The organism is Stenotrophomonas sp. STEN022, assembly GCF_056760155.1.
The window spans coordinates 1-17,004 of the sequence record NZ_JBRREG010000046.1; the positions used below are offsets into that span (position 1 = coordinate 1).

Below are 17,004 nucleotides of genomic sequence, written 5' to 3' on the forward strand. Positions count from 1 at the left end.
CCCCCCGCCCCCCCCGACCCCCCCCCCCCCCAGCCCCCCCCCCCACCCCCCCCCCCCCACCCCCCCCGCCCCCCACGCCCCACCCCCCCCCGCCCCCCCCCGCCCCCCCCCCGCCGCCCCCCCCCCCCGCCCCCCCCCCCCACTACAATTGAAAAACCCCGGTTTTCCCGGGGTTTTTCATTACGACAGCTACAACACCGCTACGCGGTCTTGTCCTTGATCGTGGTGCTGGGGCCGTTGCCCTTGACGCTGGTGATGCCGGCTTCGCGCGCGGCCTGCGATGAATACATCTGGCTGCTGCCGATCACCTGGTGGTTGGCCGCTTTCAGATTGAAGTGGTAGCGACCATCACTGGCGGTCTTGCGCTCATAGTGCGCTTCGTCCGGGCTGTTCTTCTGCACCGAGGCGATGCCGTTCTCCGCCCCGGAACGCGCGGTGTAACGCTCGCTGGTCAGGATGACCTCGGCGTTGCCTGCCTTGAGCACGAAATAGAACTGACCGTCGCTGCTCTTGTCCAACTCGTACCAACCTGCCATTGCAATACCCCGCTTGAGGATGATGCCGGCACGCTGCCGCCCTGCTACCGCCGCTGCATGCGTGGCTGTTGTCCGGATGACCGGACGTTGGAAGCCGCTAGCTGCCGCGGCTACAGGTGCGACTCTACCTCAATCTTCTGTCCGTTCCAGCCAGGCCAGCTTGCGCTCGCGCGGTAGCTGCTTGATCTGCCATTCGGCGCGTGACGCGGCCGAGCGGTCGGCATAGGCGCGGCTGGCCAGGACCCGCAGCGGCGGGTGCGCGCGGGTATAGCGCGCCCCCTTGCCGGCAACATGGGCCAGGAAGCGGGCCTGCACATCGGTACTGATACCCGCGTAATAGCTGCCGTCACGGCACTCCAGCAGATACAGAAACCACAGACCCTTCACCTGCCCCTGCTCCTGTCCGACTTACAGGCTTGCTGCGTCGGCAATCTTGCACAGGCCTTCGCCAACGGCCTTGTTGGACGTCATCTGGCCGCCCTTGATGCTGAAACGCACTTCGACCCGGACGCTGCCATCAGGCTGGCGACGCACGGTGGTGCGCAGCGGAACGGTTGAACCACCGCCGCCACGGACCGGGTTTTCGGCGGCGATATAGCCGGTGGTCTCATTCGGGTAGATACCAACCATGCCTTCGGCTTCGATCGCGGCAACGGTCTTGGCGAACGCGTCGGCGTAGCTGACACCTTCGTGCTCGGTCGAGGCCAGGAACTGCTTGCCGCTGGTGAAGCCACCGGCTACCGACAGGTTCTGCAGGCAGCCGCTGCCCGAGTCCACAACTTCCTTCTTGGCCAACGCCAACGACGGGACCAGCATCAATGCCAATGCCACGGTGCACATACGGGTACGCATCAGTTCCTTCTCCATGGAGCGTTGATTCATAGGCTTCCTGCCGGAAACGGTGCTCCCCTGTCTCCACAGCAGGCGGGAGGCTTGCCGCCCCCCGCCGCGTAAATTACGCGGGCAGCCCGATGTGCGCCAGTGAAACTGTCACGGAATCCTCAGGCGGCCGCTTCCAGCTGGGCGCGGCGGCGGGCACGCACCGCATCGGCCAGACGCTCCAGTACCTGCACGGTGCTGTCCCAATCGATACAGCCGTCGGTGATGCTCTGGCCGTAGACCAGCGGCTGACCTTCGACCAGGTCCTGGCGACCGGCGACCAGGTGGCTTTCGATCATCACCCCGACAATGCGCTGCTCACCGGCTTCCAGCTGGGTAGCAATGTCATCGATGACCTTGGGCTGGTTTTCCGGCTTCTTGCTGCTGTTGGCGTGGCTGGCGTCGATCATCAGCCGCGCCGGCAGCTGCGACTTGGCCAGCACCTCGCTGGCGGCCTGCACGCTGGCAGCATCGTAGTTCGGGGTCTTGCCGCCGCGCAGGATCACGTGGCAATCCGGATTACCGCGGGTGGCGACGATGGCGGTGCCGCCTTCCTTGGTCACCGACAGGAAGTGGTGCGGGTGCGAGGCCGCGCCGACTGCATCGGCGGCGATCTTCACATCACCGGTAGTGCCGTTCTTGAAGCCGACCGGGCACGACAGGCCGGAGGCCAGCTCGCGGTGCACCTGGCTTTCGGTGGTGCGCGCACCAATCGCGCCCCAGGCCACCAGGTCGGCGATGTATTGCGGCGAGATCACGTCCAGGAACTCCACGCCGGCCGGCAGGCCGAGGCGGTTGATGTCACGCAACAGGCCGCGCGCCACGCGCAGGCCCTTGTTGATGTTGAAGCTGCCGTCCAGGTCCGGGTCGTTGATCAGGCCCTTCCAGCCGACCGTGGTCCGCGGCTTCTCGAAGTACACGCGCATCACGATCTCAAGCTCGCCAGCCAGCGCATCACGCAGCGGACGCAGGCGCTGGGCGTATTCGATTGCCGCCACCGGATCATGTATCGAGCAGGGGCCGACCACGACGGCCAGACGGTCGTCCTGGCCATGCAGGATGCGGTGCAGCGAGGCACGAGCGTCGGCCACGGTCTGCGAGGCTTCCTCGTCACAGGGCAGCAGCGCCAGCAGCTGCGCCGGCGAGGTCAGGGGTTCAAGTTTGCGGATGCGCAGATCGTCGGTATGGGGGGGCATGGGGGTCTCCAGTTCAAAGCGAGTGAATGGTTTGGCCCCAGCGTGGCGGCATGAAAAAAGCCGCCAGGTTCGCTGGCGGCTTTTCGGGAATGCATCTGAAAGTTTCTTCAGGGTAAGCGCAGTCCTTCCTCCGCCAGCGGCTTGGGAAAGTAATACCAAAAGTAAAAGCTGGCGCGGACTGCGTTCATGGGGAACATTGATAACACGGTTTTTTGTGCGATGCGACAGTTTCAGCGGCAACAGACCCTGCCGTCGTCACGTTCAGCTTCGCGAAACGAGCAACGACACCTCGCCATTCCAGCTTGCATCGGGCTGCTGTGCGAGTGTCAGCTCATCCACGGAAACGCCCATGCCGTGCAGCGCTTGCAACCACACCATCACATCAGCTGGTGCACCACTCAACGCAAGCTTGATGCGCTGATCCACCTGCTGCACCCCGTTGATTGCCAGCCCATGCTTGTCCGCCGCCGCTGTCAGCAGCGCGGGCAGCTGCTCCGGGTTTGGCATAGCAGTGCGCTGTGCGGCTGCAATCAAACGTGGCGCATTGGCACGCAGATGCCCCTGCAACTGTTGCTCCGTGATCACACTGCTGCGGGCCTGCTGCAGAGCTTCGCGGGTCGGCACCCATGCACCAAACCAGAATGCCAGCACGGCCGCGAACACCAGCAACAGCTGCAATGCGGTGCGCTCGCGCGGTGCCAACAGGTGCCAGCGCGCGGCGATCCGATCACGCATGACCTGCATTCCAAATGTGTTTGAAAAAGTCGTGCTCATTGCGCCACTCCAACTACCAATTGCAGATCAGCCTCATCCAAGCGCGTCTCCTTCACCCGCAACTGCCTGGCCTGCAGACCTTGCTGCAGCCTCTGCAACGCCGAGTGTTCGCCCTGCAATTGCAGCAGCAGTTCGCCCTGCCCGGCCTGGTAGTGCATCCGTCGCAACTGCACCTCCGCCGTGGCCGGCATGGCCTCGGCAACCGCTGCCAGCAAAGCCTGCAGCTGGGTGGCGGAACTGCCTTGGCGTAGATGTTGGTCGAACTGCGCTTTCAGGTCGACGATGCGCTGTTCCTGCGGGAACAAACCCTTGTAGATGGCTTCGTTGGCCTGCCGATAAGCGGCTGCCTGCTGGTTCAGCAACCACGCCTGTGCGCCATCGAATGCAAGCTGCGCCAGCAGAACAGCCACCAGTGACCACGCCACTGGCTTCCAGTGTTGCAGGCGCAGGCTTGAAGCGGCAGCAAATTCTCCCTGTGCCAGATTCAATGCATGCGAACACTGCCCGGCCATCCACGTCGGCTGCGTGCCGTCGAACATCTGCAGTCCGACTTTCGCTCCCCCCGGCAACACCGGTTCGTCATCGAGGGCGTGGAATACCTTACAGGTTGCTGGCAGCCGCTCCAGCACTGCAGGTAGCTGCGTTGGCGTCAGCGCGAGCCGCAGCCCATTGGCATCGGCCAACAGGCAACGGGCACTGCCCCAGCACAGGCTTGCAGGCTCGTTCGGTAGCAGGTCCGCATCCACATGGATTGCGTTTACCCGCACACCGTTCTCGCGCAGATAGTGCAGCCAAGACTGCAGCAGAGCACGCTTGATGGCCACCACCCGGTGCTGACCATCGTGCAGGCGTTCGCCCAGGACCAGATGCATGCCTTCCACCTCTTCGGCAAGCAGCGGCTCCAGCGCATAGGGCATGGCTTTCAGCTGCCAGTGTCTGCTACCCGCGGGCAGGCTGACGGCACAGCTGGCGACGTGCTCAACCGGCACGATCAAGGCGATCGTGCGGCCCTTGAGTGTTGCCAGCGCCTCACGCAAGGGCAGCTGCGCGGCCCGCTGACCATCGCTCCAGCTGACCTGCAGATCATCCTGCAGGCTCGCACTGCACCATGCAGGCAGGAACAGGCATGGCAATGGCAGTTGTGGCTTCATTGATCTTTCTCGGGAAATGCAGGGGGGGCCAACTGCCGGGCAACCACCTGCACGCTGCCCGTATCGCGGCGCAAGGTGCTGAGCAGGCGCAGGCGGCGTTCGCCGATGACGACTTCAGTGCTGGCGAGGAACCAGTTGCTACGCACCGCCAAACCGCTGCGTGCCACCAGCCGTCGCTGCAGTAGCGGCTGTGCCAGCACCTCATCGACGCTGGCAAAACCATTGCCAGCGCGAGCGGCGGCCAAGCGTTGGCCATCGGCAAGGCCGAGCCCATCGGCGAGACTGGCCAACAGCAGCGGATCGGCGGTATTGAGATTGAGCGCAGCCGTTGCCGGTAGCGCGCTGACATGCGGCAGCAGGCGCTGGTAGACCGCGTCATCGACGCCAGCCAGCAAGCGCAACTCACTGACATCCTGCAGGGCACGTCGCGCCGGCCGATACGCCGGCTGGCGGCGCTGGTATTCGCGCTCGCTGGAAAGACGGATCATATCCGGCGCCAATGATGGCGCCAGCCAGGCCACCAGATGCCAGGCCAATTGCGGGTCCATCCGCAACAGCATCAGCAGGCGCTGCAGGCGTGCAAATGCAGCGCCATCCAGTTCGCCGTTCTGTACAACGCTGTTGAGATTGAAGCGGCCGGAGAGATCGTCGATCGACACACTCAGCTGACCACCGTCCACTGGATATACCGGCAAACCCTGCGCCCAAGACTCCCCGCGATGATCAATGCCCGCACGCTCGCGCAGATCCGCCGTCAGCATGGCACTGGCCAGCTGCTCACCACCGCGCGCGTACTGCCAGGCCTGGCGTGCATGCAGCTGGTTTGCACTGGCACGTATCGATAGCTGCTGGCGAGTGACCAGGGCCGCACACACGGTGGCCGCCAGCGCCACCACCAGCAGCACTGTGATAAGCGCGACGCCTTGCTGCATTCGCTTCATGGTGACTGCCTCCCAGCATCGCTTGCGGGCAGCAACAACACCCGCCGCAGCACGCCAAACCGCGGGTGCTCAATGCGCACTTCCAACGCGCGGGGCAGTGGCTGCGTCTCCGTAGCCTGCCATTGCGTGCGCCATATGCCCTGCCGATCCAGATAACGCCAATGCAGGGCGGTGATGTTCTGCAGAACCTGTTGCCGCTGCGCAGCGCTGTCGTTGGCGCGGTCCAGCACCGGCCAGTACTCGCGCAGCAGATACGAGCCTTCATAGCGCCAGTGCACCCGCTGCAATTGCGCGCGCCGCATGGCCTGCGGATTGCTCCAGCCAGCACGCGTCCAGTGCAGGCCTTGTCCGTCGGGATCGCTCCAGAATGCAGGCTCATCGCTACTGTCATTGGCCAGTACCGGCCGCACGACGGCCTGCTCGACATCGCGTTCCAGGCTGGTCATCGCCCGCAGCAGTTGCCGCAACTGCTGCTCCTGCTCCCGAGTCTGTGAATCCACACGTATCGCGGACACCAGCAGACGATGGCTGGCAATGCCAATCAGAGCGAAGATCGCCACCGCGACCAGCACTTCCAGCAGGGTAAAGCCGGAATCTGCACGCGGTTTCACTGCCCCACCCCGACGAAACCAGTCAGGCTGACGCCACCATCCTCGCTGTCCGCATCCGCCACCCGCAGCTGCACCAGCCGTAGCTGCGGCTCGGCGGTGGCCTGTATCTCGCACCGCACCCGCCAGCGTCGACCGCCCTGTTCGACAATGACTTCACTACTGCCCGGTGCCGCTGCACCCTGCAACTGCAGCTCAGCCAGGGTGGTATCGGCCAGCCAGCCGGCCAACGCACGGCTCTCCAGCAGGCGCGCGTTGTGCACATGGCGCTGCAGGGTGACATGCACCATCGCCGCGACCACAGCCAGTACCGCCAGCGCCACCATTACTTCCAGCAAAGTGAATCCACGCGCCGGCTTCATTGCGACGACACCTGCTGCACCCGCGGCTCATTGAAGCCGTCGGCGATGATCCGAAAAGCAAGACCATGTCTGTCAGTGGCAGTCAGCGTTGCGCTGAAGGGTGTCGATTGCGCCGAGGACGACAACACGATCTGCGGCGGCTGTGCATCGGTGCCGGCATCCGCCAATGCAACCGGGGTGCCTTCCACGCTCAGCGTCAGCTGCATGGCCTGCGGCAGCTGTCGCGATGACCAGTCCGGCTGCGCCCGCCAGCGCCCATCACGGGCGTCATAGGCGTGCACCTCGTAGCCCTGCGTGCTGATGCGCACGCCGTACTCGCGGTTGTCCTGCACGGCCTCATCGGCGAGCAGGCGCAGCACCGCAGCAAAGCGCTCGGCTTCCTCGCGCAGCACATGGCCATCGCCACGCGCCGCCCCGGACAAGCCGACCGCACCGGCCAGCACGCCAATGATCACCACCACCACCAGTACTTCCACCAGGGTGAAGCCGCGCGTATGCCGCACGCTCAGATGTCCCTGCTGTCCAGGTCGGCATCCAGTGCATCGCCGCCTTCGCGACCATCGGCACCGTAGCTCCACAGGTCATAGCCGCCCTTGCTGCCCGGTGCCAGGTACAGATAGGGCTTGCCCCAGGGATCAACCGGCAGGCGCCCGAGGTAACCCTCAGGATTCCATTTGTCGGCACCGCTGGGCGGACGCTGTACCAGTGCTTCCAGGCCCTGCTGGGTATCCGGATAGCGGCGGTTGTCCAGCCGATACATTTCCAGTGCCGAGGCGATCGCCTTGAGATCGCCGCGGGCGACGGTGACCTTGGCCTGGTCAGGCCGTCCCATCACCTTGGGCACCACCAGCGCGGCAAGGATGCCGATGATCACCACGACCACCATGATTTCTATCAGGGTGAAGCCGGCCTGCTGTTTTGCCGATACGTTCATTGCTGTTTCAACCCACCAGTTGGTTCAAGGACATGATCGGCAGCAGGATGGCCAGCACGATCAACAACACCACCGCGCCCATCAGCAGCAGCATGAAAGGCTCGAACACGCCGATCAGCAAGGCGATGCGCGCGGCCAGATCGGCTTCCTGGTTGCGTGCGGCGCGTGCCAGCATCGCGTCCAGCGCACCGGATTTCTCCCCTGCGGCGACCATGTGCAGCAGCATCGGCGGCAGTGGCGTGTGCTGCTCCAGCGCGCGGGTCAGACTGCCGCCCTCGCGCACAACGACTTCAGCCTGCAGCAGGCCGGCCTTGATGCACTGATTGCCAACCACCTGTGCGGCGATACGCAGCGCACCCACCAACGGCACGCCGCTACGCGCCAGGATTGCAAGCGTGGAAGCAAAGCGCGCGGCATCCAGGTCACGCAGCAGCAGGCCGAACAGCGGCAGCTGCAGCAACGCCGTGTCACAGCGCAAGCGCTTGGCCGGCTGCTGCAACACACGCCAGGCCAACACAGCGGCAGCGGCCAGCACGGGTAGCAACCACGGCCCCCACTGGCTGAGCGCGTTGCTGCTGGCCACCAGCGCACGGGTCAGCCAAGGCAGGGCCTGGCCGGAATCGACGAAGACATCGATCACATCCGGCACCACATAGCCCAGCAGGAAGCCAACGATCAAGCCCGCCACCACCAGCAGGATCAGCGGATACAACAAGGCCAGCTGGATCCGCTGCCGTGACTGCTGGCGCTGCTCGGTGTAGTCGGCCAGCTGTTCCAGCACCACGCCGAGATGGCCACGTTCGCCTGCCGCGACCATGCTCCGATAGATCGCGGGAAACGCCCGCGGATACACCGCCAGCGCGGCAGCCAAGCCGTGCCCTTCCAGAATCCTGCCGCGTACCGCCAACAAGGTGGCACGTATGCGCGGCTTGCTGGTCTGTGCGGCGACCGCGCGCAGGGCTTCCTCCACCGGCAACGCGGCCTGCACCAAGGTGGCCAGCTGCCGGGTCAGCAGAGCCAGGTCGGCGCTGCCGATACGCCCGCCACCATTGCCGCTGGCCGCGCCTTCGCGCGTCGCGACCGGCTCCACCTGCACCGGTGCCAGATTGCGCTCACGCAACTGCTGGCGTGCCTGACGTGCACTGTCGGCCTCGACCACGCCCTTGCGGCGACGGCCATCGGCGGACAAGGCCAGATACTCGAACGCAGCCATCAATCACTACTCCGCACGACCCGGACACTCACAGGTCGCGTCCTACCCGCAGTACTTCTTCCAGCGTTGTCACGCCATCGAGCACCTTGGCGCGGCCGTCGTCCAACATCGATGGTCCCTGGTGCCGCGCCTGCTCCAGCAACTCGGCCTCGCCCGCACCGGCATGCACCAGCGCACGCAGCTCGGGACCGAACTCGACCAGCTCGTAGATGCCGGTACGGCCCCGGTAACCCTGGCCTTTGCAGTGATCGCAGCCAACCGCGCGGAACAGCAGTGGCCGTTGCCAGGCTTCCATGCCCAACTGCGCGCACTCGGCGCTGGAGGCCGGCGTTGCCACCCGACACTTCGGGCACAGCCTGCGCACCAGCCGCTGTGCCAGCACACCGAGCAGCGAGGAGGACAGCAGGAAGGATTCAATGCCCATATCGAGCAGACGGGTGACCGCACCGACCGCACTGTTGGTATGCAGGGTCGACAACAGCAGGTGGCCGGTAAGCGAGGCCTGTACGGCGATGCGCGCGGTTTCGCTGTCACGGATCTCACCGACCATCAGCACGTCGGGGTCCTGGCGAAGGATCGCGCGCAGGCCGCGTGCGAAGGTCATGTCGATGCGGCCGTTGACCTGGGTCTGGCCGACCCCATCCAGGTGGTACTCGATCGGATCTTCGACGGTGAGGATGTTGCGCTGGCGGTTGTTGATGGCGCGCAGGCCAGCATATAGCGTGGTGCTCTTGCCAGCGCCGGTGGGACCGGTGACCAGCACGATGCCGTGCGGCCTGCATAGCATCGCCTGCATCACCCCGACATCGCGCACCCGCATGCCGAGGTGCTGCAGCGACAACTGCCCGGATTGTTTGTCCAGCAGGCGCAGCACCACCCGCTCGCCATTGGCCGCAGGCAGGGTGGAAACACGGATATCCACTTCGCGCCCACCCACCCGCACCGAGATACGGCCGTCCTGCGGCAGCCGCTTCTCGGCGATATCCAGCCGCGCCATCACTTTGATGCGCGACACCAGCAACGCTGCCAGCTCGCGCCGCGGCTCGACCACGTCACGCAGGATGCCATCCACACGGAAGCGCACCACCAAGCGGCGCTCGAATGACTCGATATGGATATCGGAGGCATGCTCGGCCAACGCCTCACCCAGCAGGGCGTTGATCAGGCGGATGATCGGTGCATCGTCCTGCTGGTCCAGCAGGTCCTCCACCTGCGACATGCCTTCCACCAGGCTGGCCAGATCAAGGCTGTCGCCGAGCTCGTCGGCCATGCTCATGGCGGTGCCGGAGTCCTGCTGGTAGGCCTGCTGCAGTGCCAGCTCGAACGCATCGTCGGCCACGATCTGCTGCGACAGTGCGCAACCGGCAATACGCTGTACTTCAGCCAGCGCGCTGAAGCTGGTATCGCTGCGGCAGACGATCTGGCGACCAGCATCATCCAGCAACACGCCGTAGCGGCGCGCGAACGCAAACGGCAGGCGCAATGTCGGCATGCCGCCAGCAGATGCCGGCGACGCCGTGAGCTCCATTTCAAACATCAATGCTGCAAGGTGACATCACTGCGCAGAGCGACGTCACACTTTCCCCTGAAAAAACGTGCCCGGAAAATGCCATGTTCCGGGCAAAAAGGCGTGTCTTCGACGTCGCTTTCCGGATGACGATCACACTTCCGTACGTATCCGCATCGCACTCTCTTACATACGCAGCTAGAGTACCGGCTTCGCAAAATCTGACACCGCGAAAACAGGGGAAAACCAGAGATCTTTAGCGCGACGTTGCCTGAAAAGTGCAGCGAGCTTCCCCTTGTGCGCGCGGATTTTGCCAAGGGAGATGCCGTAACACCGATGTTCCAGTCTGATACTTCCAAGCTGCTGCCAAAAATCGTCGCGATCCTCATCACACTTTCCGCGGCCGCTGCGCTGTGCTGGCAAGCGCGTCAGCTGTATCTGCAGATGAGCCGCCCGCAGGTCACCGCCAGCGCCGAGCCAGCGAGCGTTCCTCAGCTGTCGCCGCAACTGCTGCAACGGCTGTTCGGCAATCCTGCGGCCACGGGCGCAGCCAATCTGCCAGGCGTGCAGCTGCAGGGCTGCATCGTCGCCGCTGACCCTTCGCAGTCGCAGGCACTGATCAACATCGAAGGCCAAGGTGCATTCAACGCCTTGGTAGGTGACGAGTTCCTGCCCGGCGTCGTGCTGCAGCTGATCGCCCACGACCATGTGCTGTTCACTCGTAATGGCGTGGAAGGCAGGCTCGACTTCCCCAGCGCAGCAGCAACGCAGCCTGCAGGCGGTGCCAAATGATCCGCGCGACCGCACGCAGCTGGCTGCGCGGGATAACGCTGCTGTCCTTGCTGGCACTAGCTTCGGCAACACTCAGCGCCACACCAGCCAGCGATGCGTCCCAGCAATGGAGCATCAACATGAAGGACACGGATATCCGTGACTTCATTGGCGCGGTGGCAAATATCACCGGCGACACCTTGATCGTCGACCCACGGGTGGTCGGCGATGTCAGCGTGACCACGCAGGAGCCGATGACGCTGCCCGAGGTCCGTCGGCTGTTCCTGTCGGTGATGACCGTGCACGGCTTCGCGGTGATTGAAGAAGATGCCCAGACCCGGGTTGTGCCAAACGACGAAGCACACGTATTTGCCGACGGCCGCGGCCGCGGCCCAGACGCGATTGAAACCCGCGTACTGAGCGTACAGAACGGCAGCGTCACCGATCTGCTGCCGATGCTGCGTCCGCTGGTACCGGCCAATGCCCACCTGGCCGCAGTACCCACCGCCAATGCGCTGATCATCAGTGATAGACGCGGCAATATCGCCCGCATCGAGGCCTTGCTGCGGCAGCTGGACGCGCCCAGGCTGCATGCGCACAGCGCCTATGAGGTGCGCTACGCAAGCGTGGAAAGCCTGCAGAAGCTGTTGCAGGCCAGCGTCGCCGGTAGCGCCGGCACCAGCAGCAGCAAGGTACTGGCCGATACCCGCACCAACCGCCTGCTGATCTTCGGCCCCGAGCAGGCCCGCGAACGGCTGCTGGCACTGGCCCGCTCGCTGGACGTGGACGCACCGCGCTCGACCACCACCCAGGTGATTCGCCTGCAGCATGGCGATGCCAAACAGATGGCGCAGACGCTTGGCGCGATCGGCGATTCCATCAAGCAGGAAGGCGATGACAAGCAGACCCAGATCGGCACCTTGATCCGTGCCGATGAAAGCCTCAATGCGGTGGTCATCCACGCCAAACCCGAGATGCTGCAGGTGCTGAGCGACATCGTCCGGCAGCTGGACATCCCACGCTCGCAGGTGCTGGTGGAAGCGGCCATCGTCGAGATTTCCGGCGACATCGAGGATGCCCTGGGCGTGCAGTGGGCACTGGATGGCGGCTCACGCAGCAATGGCGTGGGTGGCGTCAACTTCAACAACACCGGCATGTCGATCGGCACCCTGCTCAGCTCACTGGCGGCCGGCACGCCGCCAACGTCGCTGCCATCCGGCGCCATCCTCGGCATCGGCAACAGCAACTTCGGTGCGCTGGTGACCGCACTGTCGACCAATTCCAAGAACAACCTGCTGTCCACGCCGACCCTGCTGACCCTTGACCACGAGCCAGCGGAAATACTGGTCGGCCAGAACGTGCCGTTCCAGACCGGCTCGTATACCACCACCGGCGATGGCACCAGCAATCCGTTCACCACCATCCAGCGCCAGGACATCGGCGTGACCTTGAAGGTGACGCCGCACATCAACCAGGGCGGCACGCTGCGGCTGGAGATCGAACAGGAAATCTCCTCGCTGGCGCCTACACCCAGCGGTATCACCCTGTCCGATGTCATCACCAACAAGCGCTCCATCAAGAGCACCATCCTGGCCAATGACGGGCAGGTGATCGTGTTGGGCGGCCTGATCCAGGACGACGTCACCCATACCCGCTCCAGCGTGCCACTGCTCGGCAGCATCCCTGGCCTGGGCCGCTTGTTCAGCTCCACCAGCGACACCCGGGTCAAGCGCAACCTGATGGTTTTCCTGCGCCCCAGCGTGATTCTCGGGCAGAGCGCGGCCAACGACATGAGCGCGCGCAAGTACCTGGATCTGCGCGGCGCACCAAGCACTGGCGGCAAATACGCCAACCCGCTGCCCGCGTCGGCCGAACAGCTGTTCAACGCCGACCCTGCATCCAACCGCGTCAGTCCACCGGCCACCGGCAACTGACGCGGCCCGTGGCTGCAATGGCACCCGGGCGTGGGGACGCGGGTGCCTGCCAACCGCACCAACCTGTAGTACTTCAAAACCAAGGGGAGCAATTCTTGAAGAACGCACTCAATCCACGCGTCCTTGTTCTGGCGCTTTCCACTGCCTTGCTGGCTGCCTGTGGTGGCGGTGGCGGCGGTGGTGGTAGCAATGGCGGTGGCAACACCGGCGGCGGCACGCCCACCCCGGCCGATCCGTACCCGGAACCGACCAGTGCGGCCTATGACGAAGTCGAGCTCAAGGGCTTCTACGACATCGACGCCAGCGGCGCCACCCGGGCAGTACGCAATGATCTGGCCGGCAATCTGCCGGCAATGATCCAGTTCGCGCAGAGCCACACCGTCGACCCCAGCGGCAACGAGGCCAAAAACATGCCGCGCCTGACCACCGAGCGCGCCGCACTGCTGCTGGTCACGCCGGACCCTTCGTTGCAGGGCGTCGAATCGGTCAAGGTCACCGTGTCCATCGACGGTGCCGTCAAGGGCACACTGGACCTGCTGCACCCGAACGCGATGTACCGCTCGGACTACAACAACAACGACGGCCGCCCCGACTACAACTACTCCCGCCGCGCCTGGTCGGTGCCGCTGCCGTGGGACTGGGTCAAGCCAGGCATGAGCCTGAGCATCACTGACAACACCTCCCGCAACGGCAGCCTGGCCGCCGACAAGATCGAGTTCGGCGCACCAGCGGAACTGGTGGTGCACAGCATCCGCCTGGGCATGCTGACCGCACCGCCGGCCGAGAGCGATACGTTCTGGTTGTTGAAGAACCCGGAACAGGGCGCAGCCGACTACTTCCAGACCATTCCGGCCGCGCGTTTCACCGTCGCCTATTACGAACCGATGCAGCTGGACAAGGTGATGGTCGCCAACGGCACCATCTACGACACCGCCAGCGCCGGCGAAGGCGGCGTGTACTCCGGCGACATGCGCGAAAACACCGGCAAGTCCACGGTCAGCGTTGGCATCAACCTGGCCAACTTCGGCGCCACCGCCTCCGGCATGGCCGGGCAGTCGCAGCCACAGTGGTTCCAGAATGTGGTGGCGCACCATGCGGTGGGCAGGTATAGCAACGGCGTACAGAGCCACGGCCTGAGCGGCGGCAACGGCATGCTCACGCTGTACTCCACCAGCGGCAACGAGTTCAGCCACGAGATCGGCCACCACTACGGGCTGGGCCATTACCCTGGTCAATCCGGTGACAATTACTTCCTGTCCGGCCACCACCATGACAGCGGCTGGGGCTACATCTCCTACCGCAAGCGCATGCGCGGCAACCTGCATTGGAGCCGTGCCAAGACTGACGGCCTCGGCGGCATGCCGATCTACGACGACACCTATAGCTTCGCCACCGATGCGATGGCGGGCGGCAACTATTCCAGCGCGCTGTCGCGCTACACGCACTACACCGGCTACAGCACCAGGATCGCGATCCAGCCGCGCTTGAACAAACCGGTGCCGAGCCAGAGTTCGAGCACCGGCTACCTGGGCTGGAACGCGGACACGCGCAGGATGGAACCGGTGACCGGCAAGGTGCCGACCAACAAGGAGTTGTTCTTCAACTCGGCCGACGGCAACTACCTGAAGCCACGCCTGGTTGGCACACCGGTCTTCACCGTGCTCGGCGGTTACGACCCCAGCACCGGCAATGCCCTGCTCTACCCCGCGTTCCGCGGCAACTGGGGCAATGTGTTCGACCTGCCCGCCCCGGTCGCCAATACCAGCAGCCGCCAATGCTGGCTGGAGGTGACGTTCAACGGTGGCAGCAGCAAGCGCATCGCTGTGGCTGGCAACGTCCTGCAGAACGGCTCGGTCAACAAACTGCATATCAACCTGGCCCAGGCCGACAAGCCGCAACAGGCCAACCTGCAATGCCAGGAGGCCGGCGCAGCGGTCAGCACCCTGGCAACGATGAGCTTCCCGCAGAACCTGCCGCCGATGAAGGCACCGGTAGTGGTGGGCAAGGAAGCCGGTTACAGCGCGTTGCGCGCGGTCGAACTGCCCGAGCTGGACACCATGCTGGCAGCCGCCGCTGGCAAGCCACTGATCAACCTCGGTGCGCGCGGCAACCTGTTGTACGCAAGCTGGGGCGACGATGCCAGCGGCCTCTCCAGTGAAGCCCGCCAGGTGCGTGATGCCTACATCGCCCAGGAGGCCAAGGCCACACGCCTGAATCGCTGGATGACCCGTTACCGCGCCGACCTGCAGGCCAGCAACAACACCGCTGCAGTGGAAGCACTCAAGAAACTGCTGGATACCCTGGGCCTGCGCAAGACACCGTTGTTGCCGGCTGCACAGCAAATGTTGGTCACCAACAGCAAGCACTGCCTGAAGACCGAGACGGTCGATGGCAAGCTGTCGGTCTACATTGCCGATGCCAGCACCTGCAGCGGTGCCGACAACGAGCTGTGGATGGCCGATCTGCGCGGCGCGATCCACAGCGCGGCCAACCCGGCGATGTGCCTGTCCGGCAACGGCGGCAACAATGCCGCGGTGACCTTGAACAGATGTGATCGCACGCTGGATGCGCAGATGTTCGACCTCAGCGCATTGCCGAAGATTGGTCGCAATGGCAGCTGCCTGGACCTGTCTGACGGCTTCCTGACCGCAGGCCGTGGCAAGTTGATCACCTACGCCTGCAGCGGTGGTGCAAACCAGCGTTGGACCGGACTGAGCGCCAGTGACAACGCTTTGCTGGCGCTGCTCAGCCCCAACAACCTGGTTGTGCTGCGTGGTTTGAACATCCAGTAATCAGCAACCGCCCGGGGCCACCGCGCCCCGGGCTTTCGCGCATGCAAATGAACCCACCTTTTCCACCACTGCGACTGATCACTTGCCTGGCCATTGGCGTGGGCTGCAGCATCACCGGCGTCGCGATGGCGCAATCCGATGCCCACAACCAGCGGCCACCGCTGTACGCAGCCAGCGCCACGCAGGCACCACGACTGCTGGCAACCTTCGTGCATCCGCAGGCCGAGCGCTCGTTGGCAGTAGTGCAGCAAGCCAGCGCGGCGTCACAGATGCTGCACGTTGGCGAGCAGATCGGCAGCGGCCTGCGCCTGCACGCCATTGCCCACGACCACATCGTCATCGCCCGTGGCTCGCAACTGTTTACCCTGCGACTGCTCGGCCAAGCTGGGGCACGCAAACAGCCAGCGCGCGCGCCAAACGATCTGAAAGCGACAAGCACCGGCAGCGACAACACCGCAGCTTCAAGCAATGACGCCGCGATTTTGCGCGCCGACAATCTTGATGCAGTGCGCGCCGCCTGCAGTGACACCGCCACGATGACGGCACTGCCCGATGCACAGAAGGCCGAGCTGACCGCGCTGGGGCTGTGCAACGCGCCCTGATCAGCGCAGCCTGCAACTGCAGGTTCAGCAACACAGCGCATACTGATGGCCGATCCCACGTGCGATGGTCATTCCGATGAGCGACACCCAGTCCGATCTGTTGCAGATTGCCTGCCCGCACTGCAATGCAATCAACCGCGTCCCCGCTGCGCGCCTGTCACAAGCGCCATCCTGCGGGCGCTGCCACCAGCCACTGTTCGCCGCCGCGCCGGTTGCATTGAACGCAGCGGCTTTCGAAGCACACGCCAGCCGCTCACAGATTCCACTGCTGGTGGATTTCTGGGCCAGCTGGTGCGGCCCGTGCCGGCAGATGGCTCCAGAGTTCGCCAAGGCCGCCGTGCAGCTGGAGCCGCGCATGCGCCTGGGCAAACTGGATACGGAAGCGGAGCCGGCCATCGCCACCCGCTATGCCATCCGCAGCATTCCGACGATGGTGCTGGTCCAGGGCGGCCGCGAAATCGCACGCCAATCCGGGGCGATGCCGGCCAGCAGCATCGTGCAATGGGCAAACTCGCACCTGTAGTGCCGAGCCATGCTCGGCAGAGGCTTGCCCAGCAATCCCAAACGCCTCACCTGTAGTGCCGAGCCATGCTCGGCAGAGGCCCGCCCCGCAATCCCAAACGCCTCACCCGTAGTGCCGAGCCATGCTCGGCAGAGGCCTGCCCAGCAATCCCGAACGCCTCACCTGTAGTGCCGAGCCATGCTCGGCAATAAGCTTTCCCAGCGAAAAGCAGCCCTCACCCCAACCCCTCTCCCGCACGCGGGAGAGGGGCTGAAGCTGCAATGCCGAGCATGGCTCGGCAC

Annotated in this window: 18 protein-coding genes; 5 read left to right on the plus strand and 13 right to left on the minus strand. The window is 64.6% G+C overall.

The window, feature by feature from the left end; all coding sequences use genetic code 11:
• Positions 1-200: 200 nt before the first annotated feature.
• The 13 genes from ACVOMF_RS11200 to gspE all read right to left on the minus strand — a co-directional run bounded on the left by ACVOMF_RS11200 (position 201) and on the right by gspE (position 10,086).
• Positions 201-536: a YegP family protein gene (locus ACVOMF_RS11200; RefSeq protein WP_481509356.1), complete on the minus strand. Its 336-nt coding sequence runs from the start codon at positions 534-536 to the stop codon at positions 201-203.
• Positions 537-665: 129 nt separating this feature from the next.
• The gene (locus ACVOMF_RS11205; protein ID WP_481509357.1) at positions 666-923 is read right to left on the minus strand and encodes a GIY-YIG nuclease family protein; all 258 of its coding nucleotides are present in this window, start codon (positions 921-923) and stop codon (positions 666-668) included.
• A 21-nt stretch (positions 924-944) separates the two neighbouring features.
• The gene (locus ACVOMF_RS11210; protein ID WP_481509358.1) at positions 945-1,418 is read right to left on the minus strand and encodes a hypothetical protein; all 474 of its coding nucleotides are present in this window, start codon (positions 1,416-1,418) and stop codon (positions 945-947) included.
• A 119-nt stretch (positions 1,419-1,537) separates the two neighbouring features.
• Positions 1,538-2,611, minus strand: coding sequence for a 3-deoxy-7-phosphoheptulonate synthase (locus ACVOMF_RS11215; RefSeq protein WP_481509359.1), 1,074 nt, complete (start codon positions 2,609-2,611; stop codon positions 1,538-1,540).
• Between the two features lie 261 nt (positions 2,612-2,872).
• The gene (gene gspM / locus ACVOMF_RS11220) at positions 2,873-3,346 is read right to left on the minus strand and encodes a type II secretion system protein GspM (protein WP_481509360.1); all 474 of its coding nucleotides are present in this window, start codon (positions 3,344-3,346) and stop codon (positions 2,873-2,875) included.
• A 35-nt stretch (positions 3,347-3,381) separates the two neighbouring features.
• Positions 3,382-4,536, minus strand: coding sequence for a type II secretion system protein GspL (gspL, locus tag ACVOMF_RS11225; RefSeq protein ID WP_481509361.1), 1,155 nt, complete (start codon positions 4,534-4,536; stop codon positions 3,382-3,384).
• Entirely contained in the window at positions 4,533-5,477 is a 945-nt protein-coding gene (gspK, locus tag ACVOMF_RS11230; protein WP_481509362.1) for a type II secretion system minor pseudopilin GspK, read from the minus strand. Before gspK ends, gspL begins: the two co-directional genes overlap by 4 nt.
• Complete coding sequence (gspJ, locus tag ACVOMF_RS11235; protein ID WP_481509363.1) at positions 5,474-6,088, minus strand: type II secretion system minor pseudopilin GspJ; 615 nt, start codon at positions 6,086-6,088, stop codon at positions 5,474-5,476. Before gspJ ends, gspK begins: the two co-directional genes overlap by 4 nt.
• Positions 6,085-6,447 carry a type II secretion system minor pseudopilin GspI gene (gene gspI / locus ACVOMF_RS11240; protein WP_481509364.1) on the minus strand — a complete coding sequence of 121 codons (363 nt, stop codon included), beginning with the start codon at positions 6,445-6,447 and terminating at the stop codon, positions 6,085-6,087. Before gspI ends, gspJ begins: the two co-directional genes overlap by 4 nt.
• The gene (gene gspH, locus ACVOMF_RS11245; protein ID WP_481509365.1) at positions 6,444-6,950 is read right to left on the minus strand and encodes a type II secretion system minor pseudopilin GspH; all 507 of its coding nucleotides are present in this window, start codon (positions 6,948-6,950) and stop codon (positions 6,444-6,446) included. The genes gspI and gspH overlap by 4 nt, the downstream gene beginning before the upstream one ends.
• A gap of 2 nt (positions 6,951-6,952) precedes the next feature.
• Positions 6,953-7,381: a type II secretion system major pseudopilin GspG gene (gene gspG, locus ACVOMF_RS11250; protein WP_481509366.1), complete on the minus strand. Its 429-nt coding sequence runs from the start codon at positions 7,379-7,381 to the stop codon at positions 6,953-6,955.
• A 7-nt stretch (positions 7,382-7,388) separates the two neighbouring features.
• Positions 7,389-8,594: a type II secretion system inner membrane protein GspF gene (gene gspF, locus ACVOMF_RS11255; protein WP_481509367.1), complete on the minus strand. Its 1,206-nt coding sequence runs from the start codon at positions 8,592-8,594 to the stop codon at positions 7,389-7,391.
• A 28-nt stretch (positions 8,595-8,622) separates the two neighbouring features.
• Positions 8,623-10,086 carry a type II secretion system ATPase GspE gene (gene gspE / locus ACVOMF_RS11260; RefSeq protein WP_481509389.1) on the minus strand — a complete coding sequence of 488 codons (1,464 nt, stop codon included), beginning with the start codon at positions 10,084-10,086 and terminating at the stop codon, positions 8,623-8,625.
• 351 nt (positions 10,087-10,437) lie between these two features.
• On the opposite strand from gspE, the gene ACVOMF_RS11265 reads away from it, so the two are divergent.
• The 5 genes from ACVOMF_RS11265 to trxC all read left to right on the plus strand — a co-directional run bounded on the left by ACVOMF_RS11265 (position 10,438) and on the right by trxC (position 16,723).
• Positions 10,438-10,893: a type II secretion system protein N gene (locus ACVOMF_RS11265; protein WP_481509368.1), complete on the plus strand. Its 456-nt coding sequence runs from the start codon at positions 10,438-10,440 to the stop codon at positions 10,891-10,893.
• Entirely contained in the window at positions 10,890-12,806 is a 1,917-nt protein-coding gene (gspD, locus tag ACVOMF_RS11270; RefSeq protein ID WP_481509369.1) for a type II secretion system secretin GspD, read from the plus strand. The genes ACVOMF_RS11265 and gspD overlap by 4 nt, the downstream gene beginning before the upstream one ends.
• A gap of 95 nt (positions 12,807-12,901) precedes the next feature.
• Entirely contained in the window at positions 12,902-15,598 is a 2,697-nt protein-coding gene (locus ACVOMF_RS11275; RefSeq protein WP_481509370.1) for a M66 family metalloprotease, read from the plus strand.
• Between the two features lie 47 nt (positions 15,599-15,645).
• A complete protein-coding gene (locus ACVOMF_RS11280) occupies positions 15,646-16,200 on the plus strand; it encodes a type II secretion system protein N (RefSeq protein WP_481509371.1) in 555 nt (184 codons plus the stop codon).
• Positions 16,201-16,276: 76 nt separating this feature from the next.
• Positions 16,277-16,723 (plus strand): thioredoxin TrxC, encoded by a 447-nt coding sequence (trxC, locus tag ACVOMF_RS11285; RefSeq protein WP_481509372.1) that lies wholly within the window; start codon positions 16,277-16,279, stop codon positions 16,721-16,723.
• The last annotated feature ends 281 nt before the right edge of the window (positions 16,724-17,004 follow it).

Coding starts and splice junctions, on each gene's coding strand:
- ACVOMF_RS11200 (WP_481509356.1), bottom strand. CDS start 536: ATGGCAGGTTGGTACGAGTTGGACAAGAGCAGCGACGGTCAGTTCTAT.
- ACVOMF_RS11210 (WP_481509358.1), bottom strand. CDS start 1,418: ATGAATCAACGCTCCATGGAGAAGGAACTGATGCGTACCCGTATGTGC.
- ACVOMF_RS11215 (WP_481509359.1), bottom strand. CDS start 2,611: ATGCCCCCCCATACCGACGATCTGCGCATCCGCAAACTTGAACCCCTG.
- gspM (WP_481509360.1), bottom strand. CDS start 3,346: ATGCGTGATCGGATCGCCGCGCGCTGGCACCTGTTGGCACCGCGCGAG.
- gspL (WP_481509361.1), bottom strand. CDS start 4,536: ATGAAGCCACAACTGCCATTGCCATGCCTGTTCCTGCCTGCATGGTGC.
- gspK (WP_481509362.1), bottom strand. CDS start 5,477: ATGAAGCGAATGCAGCAAGGCGTCGCGCTTATCACAGTGCTGCTGGTG.
- gspI (WP_481509364.1), bottom strand. CDS start 6,447: ATGAAGCCGGCGCGTGGATTCACTTTGCTGGAAGTAATGGTGGCGCTG.
- gspG (WP_481509366.1), bottom strand. CDS start 7,381: ATGAACGTATCGGCAAAACAGCAGGCCGGCTTCACCCTGATAGAAATC.
- gspF (WP_481509367.1), bottom strand. CDS start 8,594: ATGGCTGCGTTCGAGTATCTGGCCTTGTCCGCCGATGGCCGTCGCCGC.
- gspE (WP_481509389.1), bottom strand. CDS start 10,086: ATGCCGACATTGCGCCTGCCGTTTGCGTTCGCGCGCCGCTACGGCGTG.
- ACVOMF_RS11265 (WP_481509368.1), top strand. CDS start 10,438: ATGTTCCAGTCTGATACTTCCAAGCTGCTGCCAAAAATCGTCGCGATC.
- gspD (WP_481509369.1), top strand. CDS start 10,890: ATGATCCGCGCGACCGCACGCAGCTGGCTGCGCGGGATAACGCTGCTG.
- ACVOMF_RS11280 (WP_481509371.1), top strand. CDS start 15,646: ATGAACCCACCTTTTCCACCACTGCGACTGATCACTTGCCTGGCCATT.
- trxC (WP_481509372.1), top strand. CDS start 16,277: ATGAGCGACACCCAGTCCGATCTGTTGCAGATTGCCTGCCCGCACTGC.